Here is a 26,689-nt window from a genome sequence, read left to right as displayed (position 1 = left end):
CTGGGCGACGCGGGCGACGCGCCATAGTGCCGCGACCGGCCCGCTACAGACGAGTTTCACGGAAACGGCGCCAAGGGTCCCCTCTGGATGGTGGCCGCAAACGCAGAGGGCGCAGTCGCCTGCGCCCTCTCCGCGATCGTCTATTGCACGTTGCAGCTGAAGCTCAGCACCGTGGTTTGCCCGGTCGTGAGCGTGCCGAGGGTAATGCCGGTCCCGGTCAGGTCGGCGATCGTGAAGCTGCCCACCGGCACGCCGTCGCCGGTGATCGTGACCGCATTGCCGCCGGGGCAGGCGATGCCGGTTCCGGGCGTATCCCGGACCACCGCGCCGGTGATAGACGTAGGGCCGCTATTGGTAACGCGCAGGGTATAGCCGGTCGTCCCGCCCGCAGTCACGCTGTCGTTGGCCTGGTCCACTTCTCCGTTCACGCCCGGCGTGTTGGTCTTGGTGATGCTCAGGTCGGCGGAGCTGGTTTGGTTGCTGAAGACGCAGGTGATGTCGTCCAGCGCGGCCAAGTTGGACAAGCTGAAACTGCTGCCGTTGCCGCTGGGCATAACGGTACCGGTGCCGGCGGTGGCGTTGGTGCAGCTGTAGCTGGTGGTGTAAGCGCCTATCGTGCTGGCGCTGCCCGCCGCCATGGCTTCGGACAAGGTGTAGTTGGTAGCGGTATCGGCGTTGGCGAAATCGGCGGTGCCATTGGCCGTGCTGCCGCTGCCTGTGGTGCTGGCCGTTCTGGTTGCCGCGATCGCGGTCTGCGTTCCCGCGACGCTGAGCGAAAATTGGTCGGCGGGGGCGATGCGTCCGTTCGGCAATTGCTTTTGCAGTCGAACGCGCGGTCGGCTGTTGGTGTAGGTGCAGGTCACCGGGCTGGCGGGTATGACGCTGTTGGCCGGCAGGAGCACGGCACCCGTTGCCACGTCATATGTCGGCGCAATGGCCCAGCCGGTGCAATTGATGGCCGTGACCCTGTACACGCCGAATGCGCTTTCGGTGATTCCGGTATCCAGGAACCGATTAGCCACCACCATCGGCTGTATACCGAGCGAAGCCGTGACCGTTCCATTGTCGGCCCATGAGTCGAAAGTCGACGGCGCATTGGCCGCCAAGGTAACGACGGTTGGATTGCCCTGTGTGCCTGCGGTTGTCAGGTCGGCGTCGAGATTTACCGTGGTGTAGACGAATCCCTTGGCGCTCTCCTGGCGGTTGGTCTGCTTGACCAGGCATACCGTGGGCGTCTCGATATTGGCCAGGCGAACGGTGAAGTCGTCGGTGGCGCCGTCGGAGGTGCCGTTTTGCGTGCGGCTGGTGCGGAATTGCAATACCGCGCCGGACGCTACGCCCGCGGGAAGGGTGATCCGGTAGACCTTCATGCTGGGCAAGCCCGAAACGTTCCAGTCGCCGGAAACGAGGGTCAGCACGGCGCCGTTGCTCGCGAACGGCGCAGGCGGGGCGAGGGGGCCTGCCGCTCGATACGTCGATGTGTTGAAGGTCGCATAGACCACGTTGTTGTAGCGCACTTCCAATCGGGCCTGATTGCCATTGACCCCGTTGGCGCCGCTGGCGTTGGCCCAGGACACCGAAAAAACGATATCGCTGCCACCGGTCACGCCGCCGGCCACGGTTTGCTGCATGGAATTGAACACATTCAGGCTGCCGGCGTTGCCGCCGAAATTCTCGGTGTGGGTCACGCCGCCGCCGCCGGCATTTCCCCAGCCCGTTCCGGCCACGATGGTCTCGCTCCAGGGCGCCGCCACGCCGCTGGGCAGGGTAGGGGCGATTACCGGCGTCAAGGCACTACAGGTTTGCGCGCTGGTTTGGCCGGACAGTAGCAGGCCGGCAGAGCACAGGCAGATCAACCAGACACGTTTGCGAACGGCGCTGCTTCGCGATGTATCGCGCACAGGCCGATCCAGGCAGTCGTCGGCGATACGGCCGGTCGCAGCTTGCGCGTGGATGTCACTCGGCGAGCGAGCCGTTCCGCGCTCGTTCGCGGCGGCGGCCATCGCGTAAGGCCCTTTGAACACGAGATTCCAGAAACCATTGCCGAACATGATGCCCCCTGATGGCCACTCAACTCGCCGGATGCGCGTTTGCCCCGCCTTGTCTGCCTGGACGTCCGCTTCGGCGCTCACGGATCGCCGCGCGATTCGTCGGCCCAACGTGGCCAGACCATGAAGACAGAAGGTATTCCTTTCAGCCAGCCAGCCGATCCGGGCTGGTCCGAAGCGTGGCGCGCTCCGACGGTCTCTGCTTCTGACGCGCATGCAAGCTTCACAGGGTAGCTCGCGAAACCGCAGTGGAATAGGACACATTACCGCACGGCATTAGTCACTAATGCGGATCGCTTTCGCACAGATTCCATGCCTTTAGATCATGCTTTGAGTGTCCGTATCGCTGAGCGCGCGCCAGCAACAAAAGCCTCGAGACGTTCTGCATGAATTCCGTAGCGATACGAGCCTTGTACTCGTGCGTCGTAGGGTGCGATGAGCGAATGAGGCCCGTGCCGTTGCGCAACACCCAACCCTGGTGATGGCGCGGTAGTCACTGCGCCCTACGAGCGATGTGCACGAGCTCCCTCCGGTTCGGGTATCGTATGCAGTCGCCTATTGCACGTTGCAGCTGAAGCTCAGTATCGCGGTTTGCCCGCTGCCCAGCGTGCCGAGAGTGATGCCGGTACCGACCAGGTCGGCGAGCGTGAAGCTGCCCACCGGTACGCCGCTGCCGGTGATCGTCACCGCATTGGCGCCAGGGCAGGCGATGCCGATGCCTGGCGCGTCCTTGATCACCGCGCCGGTCACCGAGCCGGGGCCGCTGTTGGTGACGCGCAGGGTATAGGTCGTAGCCGCGCCCGCGACGACAGCGTCGTTGGCTTGATCCACTTCGCCGTTGACGCCCGGCGTATTGGTCTTGGTGATCGACAGGTTGGCGTTGCGCTGGTTGCTGAAGCTGCAGGTTAGGGTGGCGTTGAGCGCGGTTTCGCTGCCCGGAATGGTGTAGGTGCTGGTGGCCAGGCTGCCGACGACGGTGTTGGCGGCGTTGCGGCATTCGACCGTGCCCAGGGTCCAACCCGCCGGGAGGGCGCTTTCGTTGATGGTCACGGGATTGCCGGGCGCCGCTACGGTGTAGGCCTGGGTGCCGGCGAGCGCGGTGTTGCCGTCGACCTGGGTAGGCGTGGCGGTGCTGGTGGTGGTGGTCGTGCCGGTGGTCTGCGTGGTGTTGGTGAGGGTGAAGGTAAACGGGCCGCCGGTCGTGGCCGGGGTGCTCTTGTTCAGCACCAACTGCGGCGCTTGATCGATGAAGAAAGTCCTCGACGATTCCCGCCGCGTGTTGTTGCACAGTGGGTCCGCACTGAGCCAGCCGCTGGTGCCGCCGCCGCCGTTGATGATCAGGCCGAACTGCTCGGCGCCCTCGCCCGCGACGCCATCGGCCAAGATGTTCACCGTCACGTCGACCGTGGCCTGGCCATGCAGACCGCCGGCATAGTCGCCGGCGGGCACGAACAGCGACCAGGTGTTGGTGCCCGTGGTGTGGCTCAACGTCGGCGCACCGTTCGGGCCGGTCGGTGCGCTGAGGTTGAAGTCGGTATCGGGCGTGGCGGTGGAGCCGGTCGCCAGGCTGATCGGTATGGTGATGCCGGGTGCCGGGACGCGGCCGTTGATGCGGAACGACAGCTTGGGTGCCGCGGTCGTGCCGGTCGCGGGTTCGGTGGTGTGCGAGTCGGAGGCGGGGTCGGTGCCGCCGCCAAGGTCGACCAAGGGTTGCAGGGTGATGTTGACGTTGCGGATGTAGTTGCCGAATGCGCTGGTGGCAGGCAGCACCGATTCCAGGCCGATCTGATAGATGCCGCCCGTGGCCGGCCCGGGGAGGGTTTCGCCTACGCCGACGGCGATGAAGGTTGCAAGCGCGGGCGGTCCTGCCGTGTTGGTCGTAAGGGAGGTGAACTGGCTGATCGGCGTGGCGGGAAAGCCGCTGTTGGCGGGCCAGATGCCGATACGTGCCTGGCTGGCCGTGTTGGCGCCCAGGTTGGCATCGGTCGAAGTCGGATCGGCCAGTTCGAAGGTGAACGGAATCGATTCACCGGCTGCCAGGCAGATGTTTTGGTAGATGCGGCCCGGCACGTGCGCGTTGAGTTCGGCGCTGCCCGTGGGAACCAGCGCACCTTCGAGGTTGGCCAAGCCGTTGGTGATGCCCAACTGGATGGGGTGCGAGATATTGCCGTTGGTTACGCCAGCGGACGGGCCGACATTTCCCACCGGCGGTACCACCACGTCCGGCGGGGTGGTTTGGGTGACCAGGCCGCCCGTGGTTTCCCAGGCGATCACGCACAGTTGCGAGCCCAGGGTGGGTTGCGGATCGGGCGGGGTCACGCAGCGCGCGTCGTTGAAGTATTTCAGGCACGAGTTGGTGGACGTGCAGAAGTTCTGGGAGAAGGTGACGGTGCTGGTGGTGTAATCCCTCTCGAACGCGCCGTCGACCCCGTTCTTCAACTGGATGAAGTTGCGGTTGAGGATCACGCGTTGCTGCGCCGATACCGGCAGCGCGGCCGCGCCGCCGAGCAGCAGCACGGCGAGCAGGCTGGACCACGTCCGCCGCCGGCATTGCCGCAGTCGCCACTGGACGAAGGCATTGCCGCGCGCTGCGCGCCACCACGGCGCTTGCGTAACACGCCCGTTGTAAGTGGAACTCATCCCGCCCCCGCGACCTGTTGCTCTAGAAGTGATGGCGGTCCCTGCCGGGTTGGTAAGTGCGCATCCGCAGTAGCGGATCGCAATACGACTTTGGATGCAGCGCATCGCTATGGGCATGTGCCGCGCATCGGTTTGGAAATCGAATTTCGATGCGCAGACAGGACAGCGCCCGCGCCGGTTGTGCGGGCGTCGTGCACCATGGCTCGTATCGGGCGCTAGCTGCGTGCCGATGCGGGTCTGCGCCCGCACAAACGAAAAGGCCCGCAGCGCTCCCCGGTGTTGCGGAGGCGATGCGGGCCTTGGTGCGCGCGTCGTGCGCGCGCGATGTCGCGCGGCGTTAGCGTTACAGCGCGTAGCCGAACTGCTGGCGGAACTGCTCGGCGAATTCGTCGTAGTCGAAACGCTGGTTCTGGGTGCCCGGGTGTTCGACCTTGAGCGCGCCCATCAGGTTGCCCATGCGGCCGATGGTCAGCCAGTCGTAACCCTTCTCGATGCCGAAGATCAGGCCGGCGCGGAACGCGTCGCCGCAGCCGGTGGGATCGGTCACGCGGCGCTCGTGCGCCGGCGGGATGTCGTAGGTCTTCTCGGCGGTGTGGATCAGCGAGCCGTGCGGGCCGCGCGTAGTGATGTAGGCCTTCACGCGCTCGACGATCTGCTTCTCGCTCCAGCCGGTGCGTTCCTGCAGCAGGTTGGATTCGTAATCGTTGACGGTGACGTAGTCGGCCTGTTCGATGAAGTGGCGCAGCTCTTCGCCGTTGAACAGCGGCATGGCCTGGCCCGGATCGAAGATGAAGGGAATGTTGGCTTCGGCGAACTCGGTCGCGTTCTGCAGCATGCCTTCGCGGCCGTCGGGGCTGACGATGCCGAAGCTGACGCCGGCGACGTCGCGCACGTGGTTCTCGTACGAGCGCATCATCGCGCCCGGATGGAAGGCGGTGATCTGATTGTTGTCGTGGTCGGTGGTGATGAAGGCCTGCGGCGTGAACAGCTCGTCGATCACCTTGACCTGGTCGAGGCGGATGTTCTGCTCTTCGAACCACTCGCGATAGGGGCCGAAATCCTGGCCGACGGTGGCCATCGGAATCGGATCGCCGCCGAGCAGCTTGAGGTTGTAGGCGATGTTGCCGGCGCAGCCGCCGAACTCGCGACGCATGCGCGGAACCAGGAAGGACACATTCAAGATGTGCACCTTGTCCGGCAGGATGTGGTTCTTGAACTGGTCGGGAAACACCATGATGGTGTCGTAAGCCAGAGAACCGCAGATCAGTGCAGACATCGCTGAAACCCCAATGTTGAGAGCCGCTCGGTGCAGCGCCGGTGGGCGCGGAGCGGCCATAAAAACGGCGGCCCTATGCCGCCCGGCGGCGTAGGGTAGCCGCTGCGGGGCCGCCCGGCCAGTTTGTGACGCAAATCAGGATTCGGCCCGGTCCCGGCGAGGGAGCCCTATTCAGGCTCGGACCGGCCCCGGACCGGGGCCGCCCCGGCAGATGACCCCTGACGGCGAAAAGCGTCGGAAAGCGTTGTTTTTCCTTGCTCGCAGGGGGGGCGGGCGTTAGGCTAGCGAACCTCTTCTTGCCTCCCTTTTGACGGCCTATCCCCCGATGTTCAAGAAGTTTCGCGGCATGTTCTCCAATGACCTGTCCATCGACCTGGGCACGGCCAACACCCTCATTTATGTGCGTGGACAAGGGATAGTCCTGAACGAGCCTTCGGTGGTCGCGGTGCGCCAGGACCGTCTGATCGGCGGCAACCGTACGGTTGCGGCGGTCGGCGGCGAGGCCAAGCAGATGCTGGGCCGTACCCCTGGCCACATCACCACCATCCGTCCGATGAAGGATGGCGTGATCGCCGACTTCACCTACACGGAAGAGATGCTCAAGCACTTCATCCGCAAGGTGCACAAGTCGCGTTTCCTGCGCCCGAGCCCGCGCGTGCTGGTCTGCGTGCCCTGCGGCTCGACCCAGGTCGAGCGCCGCGCGATCAAGGAATCGGCCGAAGAGGCCGGTGCGCGCGAGGTCTACCTGATCGAGGAACCGATGGCCGCGGCGATCGGCGCCGGCATGCCGGTGACCGAGGCGCGCGGCTCGATGGTGGTCGACGTCGGCGGCGGCACCACCGAAGTCGCGGTGATCGCGCTCAACGGCATCGTCTATTCGGCCTCGGTGCGGATCGGCGGCGACCGTTTCGACGAGTCCATCATCAATTACGTGCGCCGCACCTACGGCACCCTGATCGGCGAAGCCACCGCCGAGCGCATCAAGCTCGAGATCGGCTGCGCGTATCCGCAGCAGAAGGCGTCGACGATCGAAGTCTCCGGCCGCAACCTCGCCGAGGGCGTGCCGAAGATGATCCTGATCAATTCCAACGAAGTGCTGGAAGCGCTGCGCGAGCCGCTGGCTGGGATCGTCTCGGCGATCAAGCTGGCGCTGGAGCAGACCCCGCCGGAGCTGTGCGCCGACGTCGCCGAGCGCGGCATCGTGCTCACCGGCGGCGGCGCCCTGCTGCGCGACCTGGACCGTTTGATCAGCGAGGAGACCGGCCTGCACGTGCAGGTGGCCGACGATCCGCTGACCTGCGTCGCCCGTGGCGGCGGCCGCGCGCTGGAGCTGGTCGACATGCACGGCAACGAGTTCTTCGCTCCGGAATGACGCAACGCGCGCCCGCGCTGGTCGGAGCGGGTGGGTCCGAAACGCGACGACCAGCACAGTTTTTGCAGTATTCGCGAGTCGGCAGCGCGCCTGCCGTCCGCGACCCGGGACGGCAGGACGCTGTCCCGATGCAGGCGCCGCGTTCGCGGCCGCTTCCGTCCGCCTCTTTCGACTCGTAGACCCCGCCCGTGCCGTCTTACGCCGGTCCTCCCACCACCGCCCGCATTGGTGATGTCGCAGGGACCTTGCGCCTGCTCGCCTATCTGGCGCTGGCCGTGGTGCTGATCGTGCTGGACCACCGCGGCGGCTGGTTGAACCAGGCGCGCCGCCAGGCCGGGGTGATGGTGGCGCCGCTGTGGGCCGTGGCCGGCTGGCCCGGTCGCGTGGCCGAACGCATCCACGACGACGCCGGCACCTTGAGCCAGCTCACCGAAGACAACCGCCGCCTGCGCAACGAGCTGCTGGTGAACCAGGCGCGCATGGCGCGGCTGCAGACCCTGGTGGCCGACAACACCCGCCTGCGCGGCCTGCTGGAAGCGGCCGAGCGCGGCAATCTGGACGTGGTGCTGGCGCCCATCCTCGACATCGACCTGGACCCCACCCGTCAGCGCCTGGTGCTGGACGCCGGCAGCCGCGACCGCGTGCGCACCGGCCAGAGCGTGATCGACGCCGGCGGCCTGCTCGGCCAGATCATCGGCGTCAATCCCATGCACGCCAACGTGCTGCTGATCACCGACCCCTCGCATGCGGTGCCGGTGGCGGTGGCGCGCAACGGCGTGCGCCTGGTGGTCTACGGCGACGGCCGCAGCGACATCCTGCGCCTGGCCAGCGTGCCGCTGTCCAGCGACGTCAAGGTCGGCGACCAGTTGGTGACCTCGGGCCTGGGCGGGCGTTTCCCGCCGGGCTTCCCGGTCGGCACCATCGCCGCGCTGCGCCCCGACGACAGCCGCGCCTTCCTGATCGGCGACGTCAAGCCGGCGGCCAAGCTGGATCGCGGCCGCGAGGTGCTGGTGCTGCTGTCGATGCCGCCGCCGGTGAACGCGGAGGAGTTCGACAGCGCGGCCGCGCCGGAAGCCGCGGGCGCGACGGCGGGCACCAGCACAGGCACCACTGCCGCGGGTGCGATAAGCGCAGGCGCGAGCGCGCCAGCGCCTGCCAACGCCGCGTCGGCTGCAAACCTGCCGGCGACGCGCGCACCCGCTACCGCCGCGCCCGCGAATCGCACGCCCGCGTCCACCCCGCCCAGCGAGCCGCGCCGATGACCCGCACCCGCCAACACTGGGTGCTGCCGGTCAGCCTGATCGTCGCGCTGCTGCTGGGGCTGCTGCCCCTGCCGCTGGCGCTGCAGCCGCTGCGCCCGTACTGGCTGGCGCTGGTGCTGGCCTACTGGGTGATCGAAGACCCCGATCGCGCCGGCCTGGGCTTCGCCTTCGCGATCGGCCTGCTCGGCGATCTGGTCTACGGCGGCCTGTTCGGCGAGCAGGCGCTGCGCTTGGTGGTGATGACCTTCATCCTGCAGCGTTTCCGCGCGCGCCTGCGCTTCTTCCCGCTGTGGCAGCAGGCCTTGTGGGTGGGCGGGTTGATGCTCAACGACCGCATCGTCACCGCCGCGATCCATGTCGCCCTGGGCGAACCGACCCTGCCGGCCACGTTCTGGCTGGCGCCGCTGTCGGGTCTGCTGCTGTGGCCGCTGATCTTCCTGCTGCTCGACGCGCTGCGCCTGGGCACCTGGCGGAGGCGCTGAGCCGTGGGCCCGCGCCGCCGCTGGTTCGGCCAGCACCCGCTGAAGAAGCGGACCTTGAAGAACGCCGCGGCCGAGGCGGACCAATTCCGCCGCCGCGCCGCGGTCGCGTTCGCATTCGTGCTGCTGGGCGTGCTCGGCCTGGGCTTCTGGTACTACCGCCTGCAGGTGCTGCAGCACGCCGACTACGTCACCCGTTCCGACGCCAACCGCATCAAGCTGCGGCCGGTGGTGCCGGGGCGCGGGCTGATCTACGACCGCAAGGGCCGGATCCTGGCCGACAACGTGCCGGCGTTCCGCATCGACGTGACGCCCAGCGAGGCCGGCAAGACCGAGACCTGGATGCCGTCGCTGGCCAAGCTGATCGCGCTGTCGCCGGATGACATCCAGCGCTTCGAGAACGAGCGCAAGGCCACCCGCGGTTTCAAGCCGATCACCCTGAAGCTGCGCGTGAGCGACGAGGAGGCGGCGCGCTTCTCGGTCGACCGCTGGCGCTACCCGGGCGTGGAGCTGGTGTCCTACCTCAACCGGCGCTATCCCTACGGCGAACTGCTGTCGCACGTGATCGGCTACGTCGGCCGCATCGACACCAAGGACCTGGAGACGATGGCCGAGGGCAACGCCGCCCTCACTCACGTCGGCAAGACCGGCCTGGAGCGCTATTACGAGGAAGCGCTGCGCGGCAAGGTCGGCTACGAAAAGATCGAGACCAACGTCGACGGCCGCCCGATGGGCCAGGTCGGCCACGTGCCGGCGCAGCCGGGCGCGGACCTGCGCCTGAGCATCGACCTGGACCTGCAGCGCGCGATGGTAGCCGCGTTCGGCGATTTCGACGGTTCGGCGGTGGCGGTGGATCCACGCACCGGCGAAGTGCTGGCCATGGTCAGCCTGCCGGGCTACGACACCAATTTGTTCGTCAACGGCATCTCCAGCGCCGACTACCGCGCGCTGATGGACAACCCCTCGCGGCCGATGTTCAACCGCAACGTGCTCGGCGGCGGCCCGCCGGGTTCGACGGTGAAGCCGCTGATCGGCCTGGCCGGCCTGGACAGCGGCTTGCGCACCGCCGACGACAAGGTGTTCTCGACCGGCGAGTTCCATATCCCCGGCCAGAAGCGCGGCTATCGCGACGCCCACGGCGGCGCGGGCTGGACCGATCTGCGCAAGTCGATCTCGCAGTCGGTGAACTACTACTACTACAAGCTCGCCTACGAGATGGGCATCGCCCGTTTCGAGCAGTACATGCGCAAGTACGGCTTCGGCGGGCCGACCGGCATCGACCTGGCCGGCGAGAACAGCGGCGTGGTGCCGTCGGCGGCGTGGAAGGCCAAGCGCAGCAAGGAAGGCTGGTACCCGGGCGAGACCGTGATCGCCGGCATCGGCCAGGGCTATTGGGTCGCGACCGCACTGCAGCTGGTACGCGGCACCGCCGCGATCGCCAACGGCGGCGACCTGCGCCGTCTGCACCTGGTGCGCGAGCGCCGCGACGGCTACGAATCGCCGTGGACGGCGGTGGAGCAGCCGGTGCCCAGCCGCATCACCGACAACCCCGCGCATCTGCGCGCGGTGCAGGAAGGCATGGTCCAGACCATGCTGCCCGGCGGCACAGGCGCCGGCCTGGTGCGCGGCGCGCCCTATCAGAGCGCGGGCAAGACCGGCACCGCGCAGAAGATCAGCCGGCGCGGCAACGTCAGCATGAACCCGCATTCGCTGCCCTACCACCTGCGCCATCAGGCCTTGTTCGTGGGCTATGCGCCGGCGCAGAACCCGACCATCGCGGTGGCGGTGGTGGTGGAGCACGGCGGTTACGGCGCCAGCTCGGCCGGCCCGATCGCGCGCAAGATCTTCGACGCCTGGTTGCTGGGCAAGATGCCGGAACCGGACCCGGCCGAGCACAACGCGATTGCGCCGCTGAGCGCGCCGGTCGCGACGACCAGCGCACAAGCCGCACAAGCCGCGCTGGCCGCGGCGGCGGCCGAGGCGGGCGTGGTCGCCAATACGCCGGCGCCGGTGTCGCCGGCGTTCGCGGTGGGTGAGCTGAGCCCGCAGGCCTTGGCGGCCGAGGCCGCCAAGGGGCATGCGAATGCGCCTACGGTGAGTGCGCAGCGGGGTAGGGCGGCCCTCGCTCCACCCGCTGCCGCGCCTGCGGCGACGGCATTGCCGCCACGCGGTGGCGCCACCGGCACCGCGCCCGCGAACGGTGCCGTGTCGCCGCCGCGCCAAAACGGCGCCGCACAGCCGAATCGAAACGGCGCCGTGCCGCCGCCGGAGCCGCGCCGGTGAGAGTGATCCTGCGCTGGCTGTTCGATCTGATCGCGCGCGCTCTGCGCACCGTCGACCTGCCGTTGCTGGGCGCCCTGCTGGCGCTGATGGCGATCGGTCTGGCGGTGCTGTACAGCGCCGGCGACCACTCCATGCGCATGGTGCTGGCGCAGGGCTCGCGCTTCGGCGCCGGCCTGGTCGCGATGTGGCTGTTGTCGCGCATGCCGACCTCGCAGCTGCGCAACTGGACGCCGCTGATCTACGGCGCCTCGCTGCTGCCGCTGCTGCTGGTGTTGGCGATCGGCACCGGCAAGCACGGCCGCCATTGGATCGACCTCAAGGTCTTCTATTTCCAGCCCGCCGAGCTGCTCAAGCTGAGCCTGCCGATGATGGTGGCCTGGTACCTGAATCGGCAGGCGCTGCCGCCGAAGTTCCTGTCGGTGCTGGTGGCCGGCGTGGTGATCGCGGTGCCGACCCTGCTGATCCTGCTGCAGCCCGACTTCGGCACGGCGATGCTGGTCGGCATCAGCGGCGCGTTCGCGCTGTATCTGGCCGGACTGCCCTGGTGGTGGTTCGGCGCGGCCTTCGGCGGCATCGCCGCGATCGCGCCGGTGGCCTGGTTCTGGCTGCTGCGCCCGTATCAGAAGGACCGCATCCTGACCTTCCTCAACCCCGAGTCCGATCCGCTGGGCACGGGCTGGAACATCATCCAGTCCAAGATCGCGATCGGCGCCGGCGGCATGACCGGCAAGGGCTGGCTGCAGGGCTCGCAGTCGCACCTGAACTATCTGCCCGAACACACCACCGACTTCATTTTCGCCGTGCTCAGCGAGGAATTCGGCTGGCTGGGCGTGGCGGTGGTGCTGAGCCTGTACCTGTTCGTGGTCGGGCGCTGTCTGTGGATCGCGGCGGAGGCGCGCGACGGCTATTCGCGCCTGATCGCGGGGGCGCTGGGGCTGGCGTTCTTCGTCTACGTGATCGTCAACGGCGGCATGATCGCCGGCCTGCTGCCGGTGGTCGGCGTGCCCATGCCGCTGCTGAGCTATGGCGGCACCTCGGCGGTCTCGCTGCTGGCCGGCCTGGGCGTGGTGATGGCGGTGCGCGCGCATCGGCCGGTGCACGGCGGGCGCTAGCGCCGGCAAAGCGGCCCTCATCCGCCCTGCGGGCACCTTCTCAGCCTTGCACTCCCTTCGGTCGCCGCATGCGGGAGAAGGGACGGCAACATTCATCGACCTGCACGCTTTAGCCCCTCTCCCGCTGGCGGGAGAGGGGTTGGGGTGAGGGCCGGCGCGAGCGACAAAACGCCAACCTCATTAGTCGCCCTCATCCGCCCTGCGGGCACCTTCTCAGCCTTGCACTCCCTTCGGTCGCCGCACGCGGGAGAAGGGACGGCAACATTCATCGACCTGCACGCTTTAGCCCCTCTCCCGCTGGCGGGAGAGGGGTTGGGGTGAGGGCCGGCGCGAGCGACAAACGCCCACCTCACCCGTCGCCCTCATCCGCCCTACGGGCACCTTCTCCCGCACGCGGGAGAAGGGACGGCAAAATTCATCGACCTGCATGCTTTCGCCGCACGCGGGAGAAGGGACAGCAAAATTCATTGACCTGCACGCTTTAGCCCCTCTCCCGCTGGCGGGAGAGGGGTTGGGGTGAGGGCAGGCGCGAGCGACAAACGCCCACCCCATCCGTCGCCCTCATCCGCCCTGCGAGCACCGTCTCAGCCTCGCACTCCCTTCGGTCGCCGCACGCGGGAGAAGAGACCGCAATGCCATCGCGTCCTCGCGCCGATTAAGCAACACAACCTGACTATCGGCCGCGATCTTCACGTATTCACGGTTTTGGCCGCTGTTTTCGCGTGCTAACCTCGCGGCGATGACTCGACGCCCCAACACCGTACGCCGCGCCGCGATTTGCGCGCTCACGCTCGCTCTGGCGGCTTGCGCCACCCAGGCGCCGCCCCCGACCGCCGCTCAGCCCCAGGCGCCCGCGCCGGTGCCGGCCGCGCCGGCCGCCAAGCCCGATCCGCTCGCCCATCTGCCGCCGCCGGTGGTGCCGATGCCGATCGAGCAGGCCCGCGCCGCGTTCGTGCGCGATACCGCCGCCAAGTATGCGATCGACCCGGCCTACATCGAGTCGGTGCTCGCCAAGGCGCAGATCCGCGACAGCATCGTCGCCGCGATGTCGCGTCCGGCCGAGGCCAAGCCCTGGCGCGATTACCGCCCGATCTTTATCACCCAAAAGCGCATCGACGGCGGCCGCGCCTTCCTGGCCGAGCACCGCGAGCAACTGGCGCGGGTCGAGGCCCAGACCGGCGTGCCGGCGGAGATCATCGTCTCCATCCTCGGCGTCGAGACCAGCTTCGGCGGCAACACCGGCAGCTATCCGGTGATCGACGCGCTGTACACGCTGGCGTTCGCGTATCCGCGCACCGGCGATCCGGCCAAGGCCGAACGCGAGAACCGCCGCGAGGCCTTCTTCCGCGACGAGCTCGGCCAGTTGTTCGCGATGGGCAAGGAAAACGCGATCGACGTCTCCACCCTGACCGGCAGCTACGCCGGCGCGATGGGCTGGGGCCAGTTCATGCCGTCCAGCTACCGCCAGTACGCGGTCGACGGCGATGGCGACGGCAAGAAGGACCTGTTCACCGATCTCGACGACGTGTTCGCCTCGGTCGCCAACTACTTCGTCAAGAAGGGCGGCTGGGTGCGCGGCGGTCCGATCGTGGTGCGCGCCAACCGCGACGCCAGCGCGCAGGACTTCAAGCCCGACAATATGGATCCGATCATTCCGCTCAGCGACCTGGCCGTGCGCGGCTACCGTCCGCTGGGCACGATCGCGCCGACCGAAACGGCGACGCTGTTGAACCTGGAAGGCGTCGCCGGCCCGGAGTATTGGCTCGGCTTCCGCAACTTCTACGCGATCACCCGTTACAACATCTCCGCCCACTACGCGATGGCGGTGTACCAGTTGTCCGAGGCGATCGCCGGACGGGAGAATCCCTTGGCCGCGAACAGCAACGGACAGCCTCCGGCATGAAGCGGCTGATCGCCGCGATCCTGCCCCTGGCCCTGGTGGCCTGCGCTAGCGCCCCCAGGAAACCCGCTTCCCAGTCGGTCGCCTTGCCCGACCGCGACGGCGTCCATCGCGCCGGCCTGCCGTCGGCGGGCGGGCGCAAGAAATCGCCCTATGCCCCGGCCCAGGAAGACCCGCGCACGCGCGGCAACTACACCGCCGGCGGCCTGTACGCACCGGGCGTGCGCGACAGCACGCCGGACCACGTGCCCGACGTCGATTCGATCCCGGAACCGGAGATCGTCGCCGAGCCGCGCTCGCGCTTCGGCAACCGCTCGCCCTACAGCGTGCTGGGCAAGACCTACCGCGTGCTCGACAGCCACGACGACTACGTCGAGACCGGCACCGCCTCCTACTACGGCCAGAAATTCCACGGCCGCCGCACCTCCAACCTGGAGGTGTACGACATGTACGCCTTCACCGCCGCCCACAAGTCGCTGCCGCTGCCGAGCTTCGCGCGCGTGACCAACCTGGACAACGGCAAGTCGGTGACGGTGCGCGTGAACGACCGCGGCCCCTTCCACGACGGCCGCGTGATCGATCTGAGCTACGCCGCCGCGGTCAAGCTGGGTATCACCCAGCGCGGTACCGGCCGGGTCGAAGTGCGCGCCCTGCATCCGGGCGAGGCGCCGCCGCCGGTGTACGCCAGCGCCGCCAACAATCCGCCGCCGGTCGCCGCCGCCAAGCCGCCCGCGCCCAGCGCGATGGACCGTCTGGTGTCGGCGATTCCGGTCGCCAACGCTAGCGCCGGCGAACTGCCTGCGGGTGCGCGCATCGCCACCGGCAAGCCGGCGCCGGTGGCCGCCAAGCCGGCCGCGGCCGTGGGCAAACCCGCGCCGGGCGGCGACTACCGCTTCGACATGCTGCAAAACGGCAAGACCATGACCGCCGACGAGTTCGAGGTCTGGATGAAGTCGCGCCAGGTCCGGGTCGCCACCGGCAAGGCCGTGCGCATCGACAACGCGCCGCCGCGCAAGCTCAGCCGCGCCGAGCGGCGCGCGCTGGAAAAGCGCCAGAAGGCCGAGGCGGTCGCCGCCGCCGCGCTGCCGGCGCCGCCCAAGGCGCCGCCGCCGCCCAGCCCGGACAAGGCCGCGACCGTGGTCGCCGCGGCGATCGAACGCAACGAAGTGCCGCGCGGCGAAGACGTGACCTTGCAGGTCGCCAGTTTCAGCGCGCGCAGCAACGCCGACCGCGCCCTGGGCATGCTCAAGAGCGCGGGCATCGACGAGGCCCGTTTGCTCGACGGCAACGCCAACGGCCAGAAAGTCTGGCGCCTGCGCGTGGGTCCGCTGCAGGCCGCCGCCGCGCCGGAACTTGCCGCGCGCATCGTCGGTCTGGGCTTCGGACAGCCGCAGCGCGTGCGCGACTGAACGCGCCAGGAGCTATACCGCGCTCCGGACTGGTCCGGCGCGGCGCGGGGCAGGACGTCCCGCCGTCGATCGCGACCCGGGACGGCCGCATCGAACGCACGGGGAGGGCGCAGGCCCGGCCCCGCCGAACTGGAGCGCCCCGGATGGGTCGCTCCAGCCTAGAGTTCCCAGCCTAGAATTCCCGACGCAGAATTCCCAGCCCAGGCCGGCACGAGACCGGCTCCCCGGAGTAGTTGAACGATGAAAGCCCGCTTCACCCCTCGCGCCGCCGCGCTCGCAGCGTTCACCGCGGCCTGCCTGGTCACCACGACCGCCGGCCTGGTCTTCGCGCAGACGCCCGTCCCGAAGCCCGCCGCGGCCCTGCCGCCGGCCAGCGATTCGCTGCCCGTGCCGCCGCCGCCGGCGATCAAGGCCAGCGCCTGGGTGCTGATGGATGCCGCCAGCGGCAACGTGCTGGCCGGCGAGAACATCGACACCCGCGTCGAGCCGGCCAGCATCACCAAGGTCATGACCAGCTACGTGATCGCCGCCGAGCTCAAGGGCGGCAAGATCAAGGACAGCGACCAGGTGATGATGACCGAGAACGCCTGGCGCAAGGGCGGCGCGGCCACCGACGGCAGCTACTCCGGCTTCGAGGTCAACAAGACCGCGCCGCTGGTGGACATGGAAAAGGGCATGGTGGTGCAGTCCGGCAACGACGCCGCGATCGCCCTGGCCGAGCACGTCGCCGGCAGCGAGGACGCCTTCGCCGCGCTGATGAACCAGTACGCCGCGCGCATCGGCATGAAGAACTCGCACTTCATGAATCCGCATGGCCTGTCGCAGGAAAACCACTACTCCAGCGCCCGCGACCTGGCCCTGCTCGGACGCGCGCTGATCCACGATTTCCCGGTCGCGTACTCGTACAACAAGATCAAGGAACTCAAGGTCGGTCCGATTCTGCAGTCCAACCGCAACCGCCTGCTGTGGCGCGACCCCTCGGTCGACGGCATCAAGACCGGCCACCATTCCGGCGCCGGCTACTGCCTGATGGGCTCGGCCCTGCGCGGCGACCAGCGCCTGATCTCGGTGGTGATGGGCTCGACCTCGGACGACCAGCGCACCGTCGACAGCCAGGCCCTGCTGAACTGGGGCTTCCGCTTCTACGAAACCCACCGCCTCTACGACGCCGGCAAGTCCATCGCCAAGCAGAAGGTCTGGAAGGGCACCGCCGACGAAGCCCAACTCGGCGTCGCCGAGCCGCTGCTGGTGACCGTGCCGCGCGGCAAGTACGCGCAGCTCAAGCCCAGCATGGACGTCAACAAGACCCTGGTCGCCCCGATCAAGCAGGGCCAGGCCGTGGGCACCGTCAAGGTCGTGCTGGACGGCAAGGTCATCGCCCAGCGCCCGCTGGTCGCGCTGACCGCGGTCGAAGAAGGCGGCTTCTTCAAGCGCCTGTGGGACGAGTTCTGGATGTGGTGGGAGTCGGAGTAAGCGACTCGCGCATCGCAGCGATGAAAGGGCCGGCGCACGCCGGCCTTTTCGTTGCTGCGTTCATTCGCTTTCTGTGGGAGCGGCGTGAGCCGCGATCGCGACCTGGCCATCGCGATGCGGCTCCGGGTCGCGGTCGTCTTCGCCCAGCGCTTCCTGTTGCAAGCGCTCCCGCCAACGCCGCTTCTCGATCCGGCGCACGTTCGGTTCCGCGGCCAGCCGATCGAGATAGCGCATCAGCCACAGCAACTCGTCGTCGTTCTCGTTCTGGCCCAGGTACTCGTCGACGCGGACCAGGTTGCCGTAGTTGTAGGCATGCTTGGACGGCGTGTCGTCCACGGCGATCACCTGTTCCAGGCGGTAGCCGCGCCGCTTGAGCTTCTTCAGAGGCTTGCGGTTGTGGTATCCGCCGGTGGTCCAGTCGCGCGTGATGGAGCAGCGCTCTCTGGCCCAGACGAAGCTCAGCGATTCGGCCGGAAACAGTTCGGCCACGATCGCATCGGCGTAGCGGCGCCCGGACGAGGTCCATACGCCCACCTCGAAGCGGGCCAGGGCGTAGGCGATGAACTCGGCCAGATGCGGGCGACGATAGACGTAATAGCCGCAGGCGCGGAAATCGGACGCGCGATTCAGTTCGACTTCGCTGGCGTAGAGCAGCGTTTCGTCGAGATCGAGCACGAGCAGATGGCGAGGCGGCATGGTCGTCGCGCGTCGTCGCGCCGGGTCCGGCGAATGGAGTGTCGCGGTCGAGCCTAGCGCAGACCGGGGCAGGCGGCGAGCGGCCGCAGCGGCCCTAGAACCGCAGAAAATACGGAATCGCCGCCAGCACCGCCCCGATCAGCACCATCGCCCAGTTGTTGGAGACGAAGTAGGGGAACGCCATCAGGCCCAGTCCGCACAGCAGCGGCACCGGCGCGCCCTGGCGCTTGCCGTACATGAAATAGCCCAGCCCGATCGAGCCGAACAGCAAGCCCCACCACAGCGACGCTGTATTCATCCTGCGAGCCTCCCGGAACCGGCCGGAAGGGGCATCCTACGCCTGCTTGGGTTCGGCCCCCCACGGACCCATAATTCGCGCATGGACATTCATTCCGACAATCCCGATCACGGCTTCCAGTTCCCCGGTACCTTCGAGCTCAGCGCCATGGGCACGGCCGAGGCCGGGCTGGAGCGCGAACTGCCGCGCCTGCTGATGGACGCCGGCATCGAGGTCGAGGCCGAAACCATCCAGTGGAAGCACTCCAGCAGCGGCAAGTACGTGTCGGTGCGGATCAGCTTCCGCGCCGCCGACCGCGCCCAGTACGACCTGGCCCACCAGGTGCTGCGCGACCATCCGGAAGTGAAGTGGACGCTGTAATCGACGCGGTGGCGGCGGTGTTGGGCGGCGATCGCGGCCCGCCGGTGGCGCAGTTGCGCGACCTGGGCCGTCAGCCCTACGAGCCGGTCTGGCGCGCGATGCAGGCCTTCACCGACGCCCGCGACGCCGACACCCCCGACGAGTTGTGGCTGGTCGAGCACGACCCGGTGTTCACCCTGGGCCAGGCCGGCAAGGACGAGCACGTGCTGATGCCGGGCGATATCCCGGTGATCCACGTCGACCGCGGCGGCCAGGTGACCTACCACGGGCCCGGCCAGATCGTGCTGTACCCGCTGCTGGACCTGCGCCGGCTCAAGGTCGGGGTGCGCGAGTACGTGGACCGGATCGAGCAGGCGGTGATCGACACCCTGGCCGAATGGAACATCGAGGGCGCCCGCAGGGACGGCGCGCCGGGCGTCTACGTGGCCGGGGCCAAGGTCATGGCCCTGGGCATCCGGGTCCGGCGCGGCTGCACTTTCCACGGCCTGGCCTTCAATATCGCCATGGACCTGTCGCCGTATCAGCGCATCAATCCCTGCGGTTACCAGGGGTTGCAGGTGACCTCGGTGGTAGACTTGGGTGGCCCGTCCGGGCTGGACGCGGTCAAACCGGTGCTGGTGGACCAGCTGGCCCGGCAATTCGGCCTGACGGTGGAAACCGCCGAGCCGTTGAGCTTCTGATTTCCCTGCTTCCGTTCGCGGGAGCACGCTTTACGTCATTAGTTCCGCTAGTGGAACCAATGCTTGATTTCCCTTCTCCCGCATGCGGGAGAAGGTGCCCGAAGGGCGGATGAGGGCGCGCGAATCCGCCAGCCGCCGCGATCGTCGCGGTGCCTGCCCTCACCTCAGCCCTCTTCCCCCCAGGAAGAGGGGGCTAAACGACAAGAGTTAACGCAGCGCCATGACCGATCCCGCCTCCAAGACCATCCCGCTCACGGTCGTCAGCGGTGGCGCGCCCGACGCGCCGGCGGTGCTGCAGTCCACCACCATGACCCCGGGCGCCAAGCAGCTGGGCGGCGACAAGATCCAGCGCTCGCCGGTGCAGTTCGTCGACGCGCCGGTGCTGCGCAAGCCGTCTTGGATCCGGGTGCGCATTCCCTCGGGCAATTCGGTCGCCCAACTCAAGGCCAAGCTGCGCGAGAACCGCCTGGTCACGGTCTGCGAAGAGGCTAGCTGCCCGAACATCCACGAGTGCTTCAGCCACGGCACCGCGACCTTCATGATCCTGGGCGAGGTCTGCACGCGGCGTTGCTCGTTCTGCGACGTCGCCCACGGCCGCCCCAAGCCGCCGGACGCGAGCGAGCCGGCCAACCTGGCCCGCACCGTCGCCGACATGGGCCTGAAGTATGTGGTCATCACCAGCGTCGACCGCGACGACCTGCGCGACGGCGGTGCCCAGCACTTCGTCGACTGCATCAAAGCGGTGCGCAGCGAAAGCCCGCGCACCAAGATCGAGATCCTCACGCCCGACTTCCGCGGCAAGGGCCGCATGGAGCGCGCGCTGGAGATCCTCAACAGCAATCCGCCGGACGTGTTCAACCACAACGTCGAGACCGTGCCGGACCTGTACACCAACGTGCGTCCGGGCGCCGACTACCAGTGGTCGCTGACCCTGCTGCAGAAGTTCAAGGCCCAGCATCCCGAGGTCGCGACCAAGTCCGGCATCATGCTGGGCCTGGGCGAGACCATGGAGCAGGTCCAGGCCACGCTGCGCGATCTGCGCGCGCACGACGTCGACATGATCACCATCGGCCAGTACCTGCAGCCGACCCCGCACCATCACCCGGTGCTGCGCTACTGGACCCCGGAAGAGTTCAAGGAACTCGAGCTCTACGGCATGGCGCTGGGCTTCACCCATGTCGCCTCCGGCCCGCTGGTGCGCTCGTCCTATCACGCCGACCGCCAGGCCATCGAAGCCGGCTTCGCCGCCGCCTGATCGGCGGTCCCGGCGCCACGCGCGCCGGGTATGATCGTCGGCGACGATAGGGCGTCGCCGGGGACACCGAATGAAACTTTTGCGCACGAGCCTGACGCTCGCGCTGTTGGGCTGCGCGCTGCCGGCGTCCGCGGCCGATACCGATAGCGCAAGCGCCGACGACGCCAAGCAGCGCGCGACGACGATGGCCCTGGTGAGCGGCCTGTACGCCGACAAGCGCTACGCCTACCGGCCCCGCGCGCTCGACGACGCCTTGTCCGCCGAGCTGTTCGATGCCTGGCTGGCGCGACTCGATCCCGACCGCCTGTACCTCAGCGCCGCCGATGTCGCCGGCCTGCAGCCTTATCGCTCGCAACTGGACGACGCGATTCGCGCGCGCGATCCGGCGCCGTTCCTGGCCATGCGCGAACTCGTGCTGACGCGCCTGGACGCGCGCATGGCGGGCATGCCGGCCTTGCTCGCGCGGCCTTTCGACTTCGACACACAGGACAGTTGGGCCCCCGATCGCAGCGCCGCGCCCTGGGCCGCCGATGCGGCCGCCTTGGACGTGCTGTGGCGCCTGCGGCTCAAGAGCGAGGCGCTGGATCTGAGCCTGGGCGGACGCGATCCGGCGCAGGTGCGCAGCGCGCTGGAGCGTCGCTACGCCGCGCTCGCGCGCGCCGCCCACGGGCCGTCGGCGCAGGCGGTGTTCGCCGAGGTCCTGAGCACCTATGCCGGCACCAGCGATCCCGGCGGCGACTATTACCCGCCCAGCACCGCCGAGCGCCTGCTCGATTCGGCGCCCGACACCGTCGGCGTCGGGTTGTCGCTGAAGCGTGAGCGCGGCGACGAAGTCTCGCTGGTCTACCTCAGCGCGGGCGGTCCGGCCGTGCGCGCCGGTTTGCGCAGCGGCGATCGTCTGCTGGCATCGGGCGAAGGCGAGACGGGCGCGCTGGAGGATGTGGACGGCGTCGACCTGGATACGCTGGTGACGCGCCTGCGCGGCCGCCCCGGCAGCCGCGTGCGCGTGCAGGTGCAGCCGGCCGGCACCCTGCCGGGCGAGCCCACGCGCACCGTGGTGCTGGAGCGCGCGCGTGCCGGCATGGCCAACCAGCACGCCTCGTCCAGCGTGATCGAGGCCGGCGGCAAACGCATCGGCGTGATCGTGCCGGGCAGCTTCTACGTCGATTTCGAACGCATGCGCAGCGATCCGGGCAATCACCGATCGGTTGCGCGCGACGTCGCCGAGTTGCTGCGTCAATTGCAGGCGCAGGGCGTCGACGCCGTGCTGCTGGACCTGCGCGACAACGAAGGCGGCGCCCTCAGCCAGGTGCCGGAACTGGCCGGCCTGTTTCTGAGCGCGCCGGCGGTGGTGCAGATCCGCGAGGGCGGCGGCCGCGTCGATCTGCTCGACCCGGCCAAGGGCGCGCTCTGGACCGGGCCGATGGCGGTGCTGGTCAACGGGCGTTCGGCCGCGGCCTCGGAAATATTCGCCGCCGCGATCCAGGACTACGGCCGCGGTCCGGTGATCGGCGGCCTGACCTACGGCCGTGGCAGCGTGCAGAACCTGATCGATCTGGACCGCTGGCCGGGCGGCGGCCAGGGCCCGCGTCACGGCCAGGTCCGTTTGACCATCGCCCATGCGTTCCGGGTCAGCGGGCAGCCGCTGGAGGCGGTCGGCGTGACTCCGGACCTGGCGCTGCGGCCCGCCGCCGCCGCGCCGACGCGCAAGCCGGGGCCGCGGATCGTGCCCATGCCCGGCTACCGGCCGGCGCCGGCGGCTCCACGCCTGGGCGTGGTGTCCGCGCATCAAGCGCGCGCCGCGGCCGACGGCGACTTCCGGCGCTGGCAGCAGCGCCAGCAGGCCCTGGCCGCGCACGCACGCGGTCCGCTGTCGCTGAACCTGGCCGCGCGCCGCGCCGAGTTGGCGCGTCTGGGGCCGCCGCCGCAGACCGATGCCGAGCTGGCCGAGGCGGCCGCGGTGCTGGCCGACGCGGCCGTCGCCGCCGCACGCTGATCGGAACAGCCCCGTTTCGCCCTGTCCCGCGTTCAGATCGATGGGCGCCGGCGCGGTCGCGTAACGCCGGTCTAACGCTTGCGCTCGCGAAACTGAACGCCATCCGCCCCCGGATGCCCAAAAGCGTTACCGCCACGCGTGACAGGCACGGCAACTTTCGGCACTGTGGTCTTGTCCAATCCCGCTACATCCTCGACGCCTAGGCCAAGCTCGGCCATGAAGACCCCCGCGATGACCGCCAAGACCACTTTGTTCGCCTTCATGCTGACCGCCCCGCTCGCGCTGCTCGCGCGCGCCGATGCGGGCGGCGCCCCGAACGCCCTGACCAATGCGCCGACCGCCGACCAGGCCACCGCCGCCAAGCTGGTCTACGGCGTGTTGTCCGACAGTCGCTATGCCTACCGTCCGCGCGCGCTCGACGACGCGCTGTCGGCGGACATGCACAAGCGCTATCTGGAATCGCTGGACGCGGGCAAGCAGTACTTCACCGCCCAGGACATCGCCAAGTTCGACGCCTACAAGACCAAGCTGGACGACGCCATCCGCGGCGGCGATCTGAGCCCGGCCTACGCGATCTTCGCCACCTTCAAGCAGCGCGTCGACGAGCGCGTGAACTACGCGCGCGCGCTGCTCAAGCAGGACATCTTCACGTTCGACGGCAGCGACCGCTTCGAGTTCGACCGCGAGAAGGCGCCGTGGGCCGCCGACACCGCCGCGCTGGATACGCTGTGGCGGCAGTCGGTGCGCAACGACTGGCTGCGCCTGAAGCTGGCCGGCAAGAAGCCCGAGGACATCCGCAAGACCCTCGACAAGCGTTACCAGAATCTCGCCAAAGGCTTCTCCGAGCTCAAGAGCGAGGACGTGTTCCAGACCTTCGTCAACAGCTACGCCAACGCGATCGATCCGCACACCGACTACTTCACTCCGAAGTCGGCCGACAACTTCAACATGACCATGTCGCTGTCGCTGGAAGGCATCGGCGCGGTGCTGCAGAAGCAGGAGGACGTGGTCGCGATCCGCGAGATCGTGCCCGGCGGCCCGGCCGGCAACTCCGGCAAGCTCAAGGCCGGCGACCGCGTGGTCGCGGTCGGCCAGGGCGACAGCGGCGCGATGGAAGACGTGATCGGTTGGCGCATCGACGACGTGGTCGCCAAGATCCGCGGCGCCAAGGGCACCAAGGTGCGCCTGGACGTGATCCCGGCCGAAGCCGGCCTGGACAGCAAGCCCAACCGGTTGGTGCTGGTGCGCGACAAGGTGCGTCTGGAAGACCAGGCCGCCAAGTCCGAGATCATCACCATTCCGGCCAAGGACGGTGCGCCGGCCAAGCGCATCGGCGTGATCAAGCTGCCGGGCTTCTATCAGGACTTCGAGGGCCGCCGTAAGAACAACGCCGACTACGCCTCGGCCACGCGCGACGTCAGCAAGCTGCTGACCAAGCTGCGCGCGGACAAGATCGACGGCGTGGTGCTGGACCTGCGCTACAACGGCGGCGGTTCGCTGGACGAAGCGATCGAGCTCACCGGTCTGTTCATCGACCGCGGCCCGGTGGTGCAGGTGCGCCAGTCCGGCGGCCGCATCGAGGTCAACAGCGACGACGATTCCGGCATCGCCTGGGAAGGCCCGCTGGCGGTGCTGATCAACCGCGGCTCGGCTTCGGCCTCGGAGATCTTCGCCGGCGCCATCCAGGACTACGGCCGCGGCCTGGTCATCGGCGAAACCACCTTCGGCAAGGGCACCGTGCAGAACATGCTGGACCTGGACCGTTGGCCGGCCAACGAAGGCCCGCGCTTCGGTCAGGTCAAGCTGACCATCGCTCAGTTCTTCCGCGTCAGCGGCGGCTCGACCCAGAACAAGGGCGTGGTGCCCGACCTGTCGTTCCCGGCTTCGGTCGACGCCAGCGAGTACGGCGAAAGCACCTACGACAACGCGCTGCCCTGGACCAAGATCGCGCCGGTGCCGCATGTGCGTTACGGCAACTTCGCGCCGCTGCTGCCCAAGTTGTCTGCGCTGCACGACAGCCGCATCGCCGCCGACAAGGAATTCCAGTGGTGGTCGCAGGACGTGACCGAGTTCCGCGCCGAGCGCGCCAAGAAGTCGATCACGCTCAACGAAGCCGAGCGCCGCGCCGAGCGCGACCGCGACGACGCCAAGCGCAAGCAGCGTCAGGCCGAGCGCAAGACCATGGGCTTGGACCTGGATCCGCTGGCCGACGACAACGGCGACGACGGCCTGCAGTCGAGCGAGCGCAACCTGGCCCAGGAAGTGGCGCGCGAGAAGGCCGCCGAAAAGCGTCCGGATCCGCTGCTGCGCGAGTCCGCCTCGATCCTGGCCGACGCGGTGCGTCTGCTCAACGACGACCGTCAGCTGTCGGCGCAGGTGCTGCCGACCTCGAACAAGCCGGGTCATTGGGCCGACTGAGCCGCGACGCCACGGCGACGTACCCGAAGGCGCGCTCCGCAAGGGCGCGCCTTCGTCGTTTGCGGGCCGGCGAACGGCCGCGGAACCGGCGCTGACGCGCCCGCGGGCAGGGTGCAAGAATCGGATATCGCGCCCGCGCCGGCGGCCCTAACCTGCAGGCCATGAACGCCATGACCCCGATCCGCGATCTCACGCCCCTGGACAAGCTCGACCAGGCCCGCGCCCTGCTCGACGCCGGCGAGCCGACCCTGACCGATCTGGCCAGCGCCATCGGCATCAGCGCCTCGCACCTGCAGCGCCGCTTCACCGCGCGCTTCGGGATCAGCCCGGCCGAGTACCTGGCGCAGCGCAAGCTGGGCACGCTGAAGTCGGCGCTGCGCGAGGGCAGCGACGTCAGCGCCGCGCTCTACGACGCCGGTTACGGCTCGCCCTCGCGCGTATACGAGGGCGGCGCGGCGCGCCTGGGCATGACCCCCGCGCGCTACCGCGCCGGTGGCGCCGGCGAGCAGATTCGCTGGAGCCTGGCGCGCACCGCGCTGGGCACGGCCCTGGTGGCGACCACCGAACGCGGCGTGTGCATGGTGGAACTGGGCGAGGATGCGGCGGCGCTGGAAGCCAAGCTGCGCGCCGAGTTTCCGCAGGCCCAGCTCGAGCGCGTCGATGCCGGCCGCGACGAGTTCCTGGCGCCGCGCCTGCGCGCGGTCGCCGACACCCTCGAAGGTCAGGCCCACGCGGTATCGGTGGACCTGCTGGGCACGGCGTTCCAGAAGAAGGTCTGGGACGCGCTGATGAAGATCCCGGCCGGGCAGACCCGCAGTTATGCGCAGGTCGCCGAGGCCATCGGCGCGCCCGGCAGCGCGCGCGCGGTCGCGCGCGCCTGCGCCGGCAACCGCGTCGCGGTGGTGGTGCCCTGCCATCGCGTGGTGCGCGGCGACGGCTCGCTGGGCGGTTACCGCTGGGGTCTGCCGCTCAAGGAAAAGCTGCTGCAGCGCGAACGCGCGGCGTAGCCGGACTTGCGCGGGCAGGGCGATCGCGGCTCACGCCGCTCCCACAGGGAGCAAGTACGACGCGTCTAACCCAGCTTGGGCCTTCTGTGGGAGCGGCGTGAGCCGCGATCGCGTCACCCATTCGCCGCCGCACACCGCAACTGGCAGCCACCCGGCTACCGCGTCCTGCGCATCCCCAGCCTACTTGCGCCGACGCGTCGCCTTCGGCGCGTCCCGCGTCGGCAGCTCCAGGCCATGCTTGACCACGTCGAACACCAGATGGGTTTCGTAGCGGCGGATGTTGCCCTCGTCCAGGAACAGCCGGTCGGCGACCTGGCGGCAATGGGCGACGCCGGTGGTGGCCAGGATCACCAGGTAGTCCCATTGCCCGGCCAGCACGTAGCACTGCTGGACCTCGGGCGCGGCGCGCATGCGCGCGTAGAACGCGGCGTGCCGGCTCGCCGATTCGCGCTCCATCGTCACCCACACCGCGGCCAGGGTGCTGCCCAGGGCGATCGGGTCCAGCAACGCGACCTGGCGCAGCAGGCCGTGCTCGCGGTAGCGGGTCAGGCGGCGCTGCACCGCGCTGGGCGACAGCCCGATCGCGTCGCCCAACGCGGTCAACGTGGCCGAAGCGTCGCGCTGCAGCAGCGCCAGCAATTTGTGGTCGAGTTCGTCGAGCGCGAGGGGGCTGCGGGCCATGCAAAAATTTTGCGTTCAAGCGGGCGAATTTTCAATCGCCTGTC

General features: G+C 68.7%; 19 protein-coding genes and 1 pseudogene. 14 read left to right on the top strand and 6 right to left on the bottom strand.

From position 1 onward, the window contains the following. Positions 1–140: 140 nt before the first annotated feature. From BMZ45_RS05515 to BMZ45_RS05505, 3 genes are all read right to left on the bottom strand, one after another. Positions 141–2,132, bottom strand: coding sequence for a DUF11 domain-containing protein (locus tag BMZ45_RS05515; RefSeq protein ID WP_139215397.1), 1,992 nt, complete (start codon positions 2,130–2,132; stop codon positions 141–143). A gap of 471 nt (positions 2,133–2,603) precedes the next feature. Beyond that, positions 2,604–4,793 (bottom strand): prealbumin-like fold domain-containing protein, encoded by a 2,190-nt coding sequence (locus tag BMZ45_RS05510; protein ID WP_175488932.1) that lies wholly within the window; start codon positions 4,791–4,793, stop codon positions 2,604–2,606. Between the two features lie 238 nt (positions 4,794–5,031). Continuing rightward, complete coding sequence (locus tag BMZ45_RS05505; protein WP_056178275.1) at positions 5,032–5,964, bottom strand: carbohydrate kinase family protein; 933 nt, start codon at positions 5,962–5,964, stop codon at positions 5,032–5,034. Between the two features lie 325 nt (positions 5,965–6,289). On the opposite strand from BMZ45_RS05505, the gene BMZ45_RS05500 reads away from it, so the two are divergent. From BMZ45_RS05500 to BMZ45_RS05465, 8 genes and pseudogenes are all read left to right on the top strand, one after another. Next, positions 6,290–7,336 (top strand): rod shape-determining protein, encoded by a 1,047-nt coding sequence (locus tag BMZ45_RS05500; protein WP_091633338.1) that lies wholly within the window; start codon positions 6,290–6,292, stop codon positions 7,334–7,336. 245 nt (positions 7,337–7,581) lie between these two features. Further along, the gene (mreC, locus tag BMZ45_RS05495; protein ID WP_343124199.1) at positions 7,582–8,598 is read left to right on the top strand and encodes a rod shape-determining protein MreC; all 1,017 of its coding nucleotides are present in this window, start codon (positions 7,582–7,584) and stop codon (positions 8,596–8,598) included. Continuing rightward, positions 8,595–9,080 carry a rod shape-determining protein MreD gene (mreD, locus tag BMZ45_RS05490; protein ID WP_056178279.1) on the top strand — a complete coding sequence of 162 codons (486 nt, stop codon included), beginning with the start codon at positions 8,595–8,597 and terminating at the stop codon, positions 9,078–9,080. Before mreC ends, mreD begins: the two co-directional genes overlap by 4 nt. Positions 9,081–9,119: 39 nt before the next feature. Further along, a pseudogene (gene mrdA, locus BMZ45_RS05485) lies at positions 9,120–10,952 on the top strand (penicillin-binding protein 2); the annotation flags it as partial. A gap of 404 nt (positions 10,953–11,356) precedes the next feature. Further along, the gene (rodA, locus tag BMZ45_RS05480; RefSeq protein ID WP_091633333.1) at positions 11,357–12,472 is read left to right on the top strand and encodes a rod shape-determining protein RodA; all 1,116 of its coding nucleotides are present in this window, start codon (positions 11,357–11,359) and stop codon (positions 12,470–12,472) included. A 739-nt stretch (positions 12,473–13,211) separates the two neighbouring features. Continuing rightward, positions 13,212–14,375, top strand: coding sequence for a lytic murein transglycosylase B (gene mltB, locus BMZ45_RS05475; RefSeq protein WP_091633330.1), 1,164 nt, complete (start codon positions 13,212–13,214; stop codon positions 14,373–14,375). Continuing rightward, entirely contained in the window at positions 14,372–15,781 is a 1,410-nt protein-coding gene (locus BMZ45_RS05470) for a septal ring lytic transglycosylase RlpA family protein (protein ID WP_091633328.1), read from the top strand. The genes mltB and BMZ45_RS05470 overlap by 4 nt, the downstream gene beginning before the upstream one ends. 240 nt (positions 15,782–16,021) lie before the next feature. Continuing rightward, the gene (locus BMZ45_RS05465) at positions 16,022–17,254 is read left to right on the top strand and encodes a D-alanyl-D-alanine carboxypeptidase family protein (RefSeq protein WP_091633325.1); all 1,233 of its coding nucleotides are present in this window, start codon (positions 16,022–16,024) and stop codon (positions 17,252–17,254) included. 60 nt (positions 17,255–17,314) lie between these two features. On the opposite strand, the gene BMZ45_RS05460 is transcribed toward BMZ45_RS05465, so the two are convergent. Together BMZ45_RS05460 and BMZ45_RS05455 are read right to left on the bottom strand one after the other, a co-directional pair. Beyond that, complete coding sequence (locus BMZ45_RS05460) at positions 17,315–17,950, bottom strand: NIF family HAD-type phosphatase (RefSeq protein ID WP_091633323.1); 636 nt, start codon at positions 17,948–17,950, stop codon at positions 17,315–17,317. A gap of 94 nt (positions 17,951–18,044) precedes the next feature. Next, positions 18,045–18,248 (bottom strand): hypothetical protein, encoded by a 204-nt coding sequence (locus BMZ45_RS05455; RefSeq protein WP_056178292.1) that lies wholly within the window; start codon positions 18,246–18,248, stop codon positions 18,045–18,047. 81 nt (positions 18,249–18,329) lie between these two features. Here BMZ45_RS05455 and BMZ45_RS05450 point away from each other — a divergent pair, with 81 nt between their 5' ends. From BMZ45_RS05450 to BMZ45_RS05425, 6 genes are all read left to right on the top strand, one after another. Further along, on the top strand, positions 18,330–18,608 hold the full coding sequence (locus BMZ45_RS05450) for a DUF493 family protein (protein ID WP_056178294.1): 279 nt from the start codon (positions 18,330–18,332) through the stop codon (positions 18,606–18,608). After that, the gene (gene lipB / locus BMZ45_RS05445; protein WP_091634137.1) at positions 18,608–19,288 is read left to right on the top strand and encodes a lipoyl(octanoyl) transferase LipB; all 681 of its coding nucleotides are present in this window, start codon (positions 18,608–18,610) and stop codon (positions 19,286–19,288) included. Before BMZ45_RS05450 ends, lipB begins: the two co-directional genes overlap by 1 nt. Positions 19,289–19,508: 220 nt before the next feature. After that, the gene (lipA, locus tag BMZ45_RS05440; protein WP_091633321.1) at positions 19,509–20,543 is read left to right on the top strand and encodes a lipoyl synthase; all 1,035 of its coding nucleotides are present in this window, start codon (positions 19,509–19,511) and stop codon (positions 20,541–20,543) included. 70 nt (positions 20,544–20,613) lie between these two features. Continuing rightward, positions 20,614–22,539 carry a S41 family peptidase gene (locus BMZ45_RS05435; RefSeq protein WP_091633319.1) on the top strand — a complete coding sequence of 642 codons (1,926 nt, stop codon included), beginning with the start codon at positions 20,614–20,616 and terminating at the stop codon, positions 22,537–22,539. A 231-nt stretch (positions 22,540–22,770) separates the two neighbouring features. After that, a complete protein-coding gene (locus BMZ45_RS05430) occupies positions 22,771–24,957 on the top strand; it encodes a carboxy terminal-processing peptidase (RefSeq protein WP_091634134.1) in 2,187 nt (728 codons plus the stop codon). A 161-nt stretch (positions 24,958–25,118) separates the two neighbouring features. Beyond that, a complete protein-coding gene (locus BMZ45_RS05425; protein ID WP_254776537.1) occupies positions 25,119–25,964 on the top strand; it encodes a bifunctional transcriptional activator/DNA repair enzyme AdaA in 846 nt (281 codons plus the stop codon). 180 nt (positions 25,965–26,144) lie between these two features. On the opposite strand, the gene BMZ45_RS05420 is transcribed toward BMZ45_RS05425, so the two are convergent. Beyond that, the gene (locus BMZ45_RS05420; RefSeq protein WP_091633316.1) at positions 26,145–26,645 is read right to left on the bottom strand and encodes an Lrp/AsnC family transcriptional regulator; all 501 of its coding nucleotides are present in this window, start codon (positions 26,643–26,645) and stop codon (positions 26,145–26,147) included. Positions 26,646–26,689: the final 44 nt, after the last annotated feature.

This window comes from Lysobacter sp. cf310 (assembly GCF_900114355.1).
Classification (GTDB): domain Bacteria; phylum Pseudomonadota; class Gammaproteobacteria; order Xanthomonadales; family Xanthomonadaceae; genus Lysobacter.
Note: the sequence above shows the minus strand (reverse complement) of the source record. Positions and strands in the feature narration are given on the sequence as shown.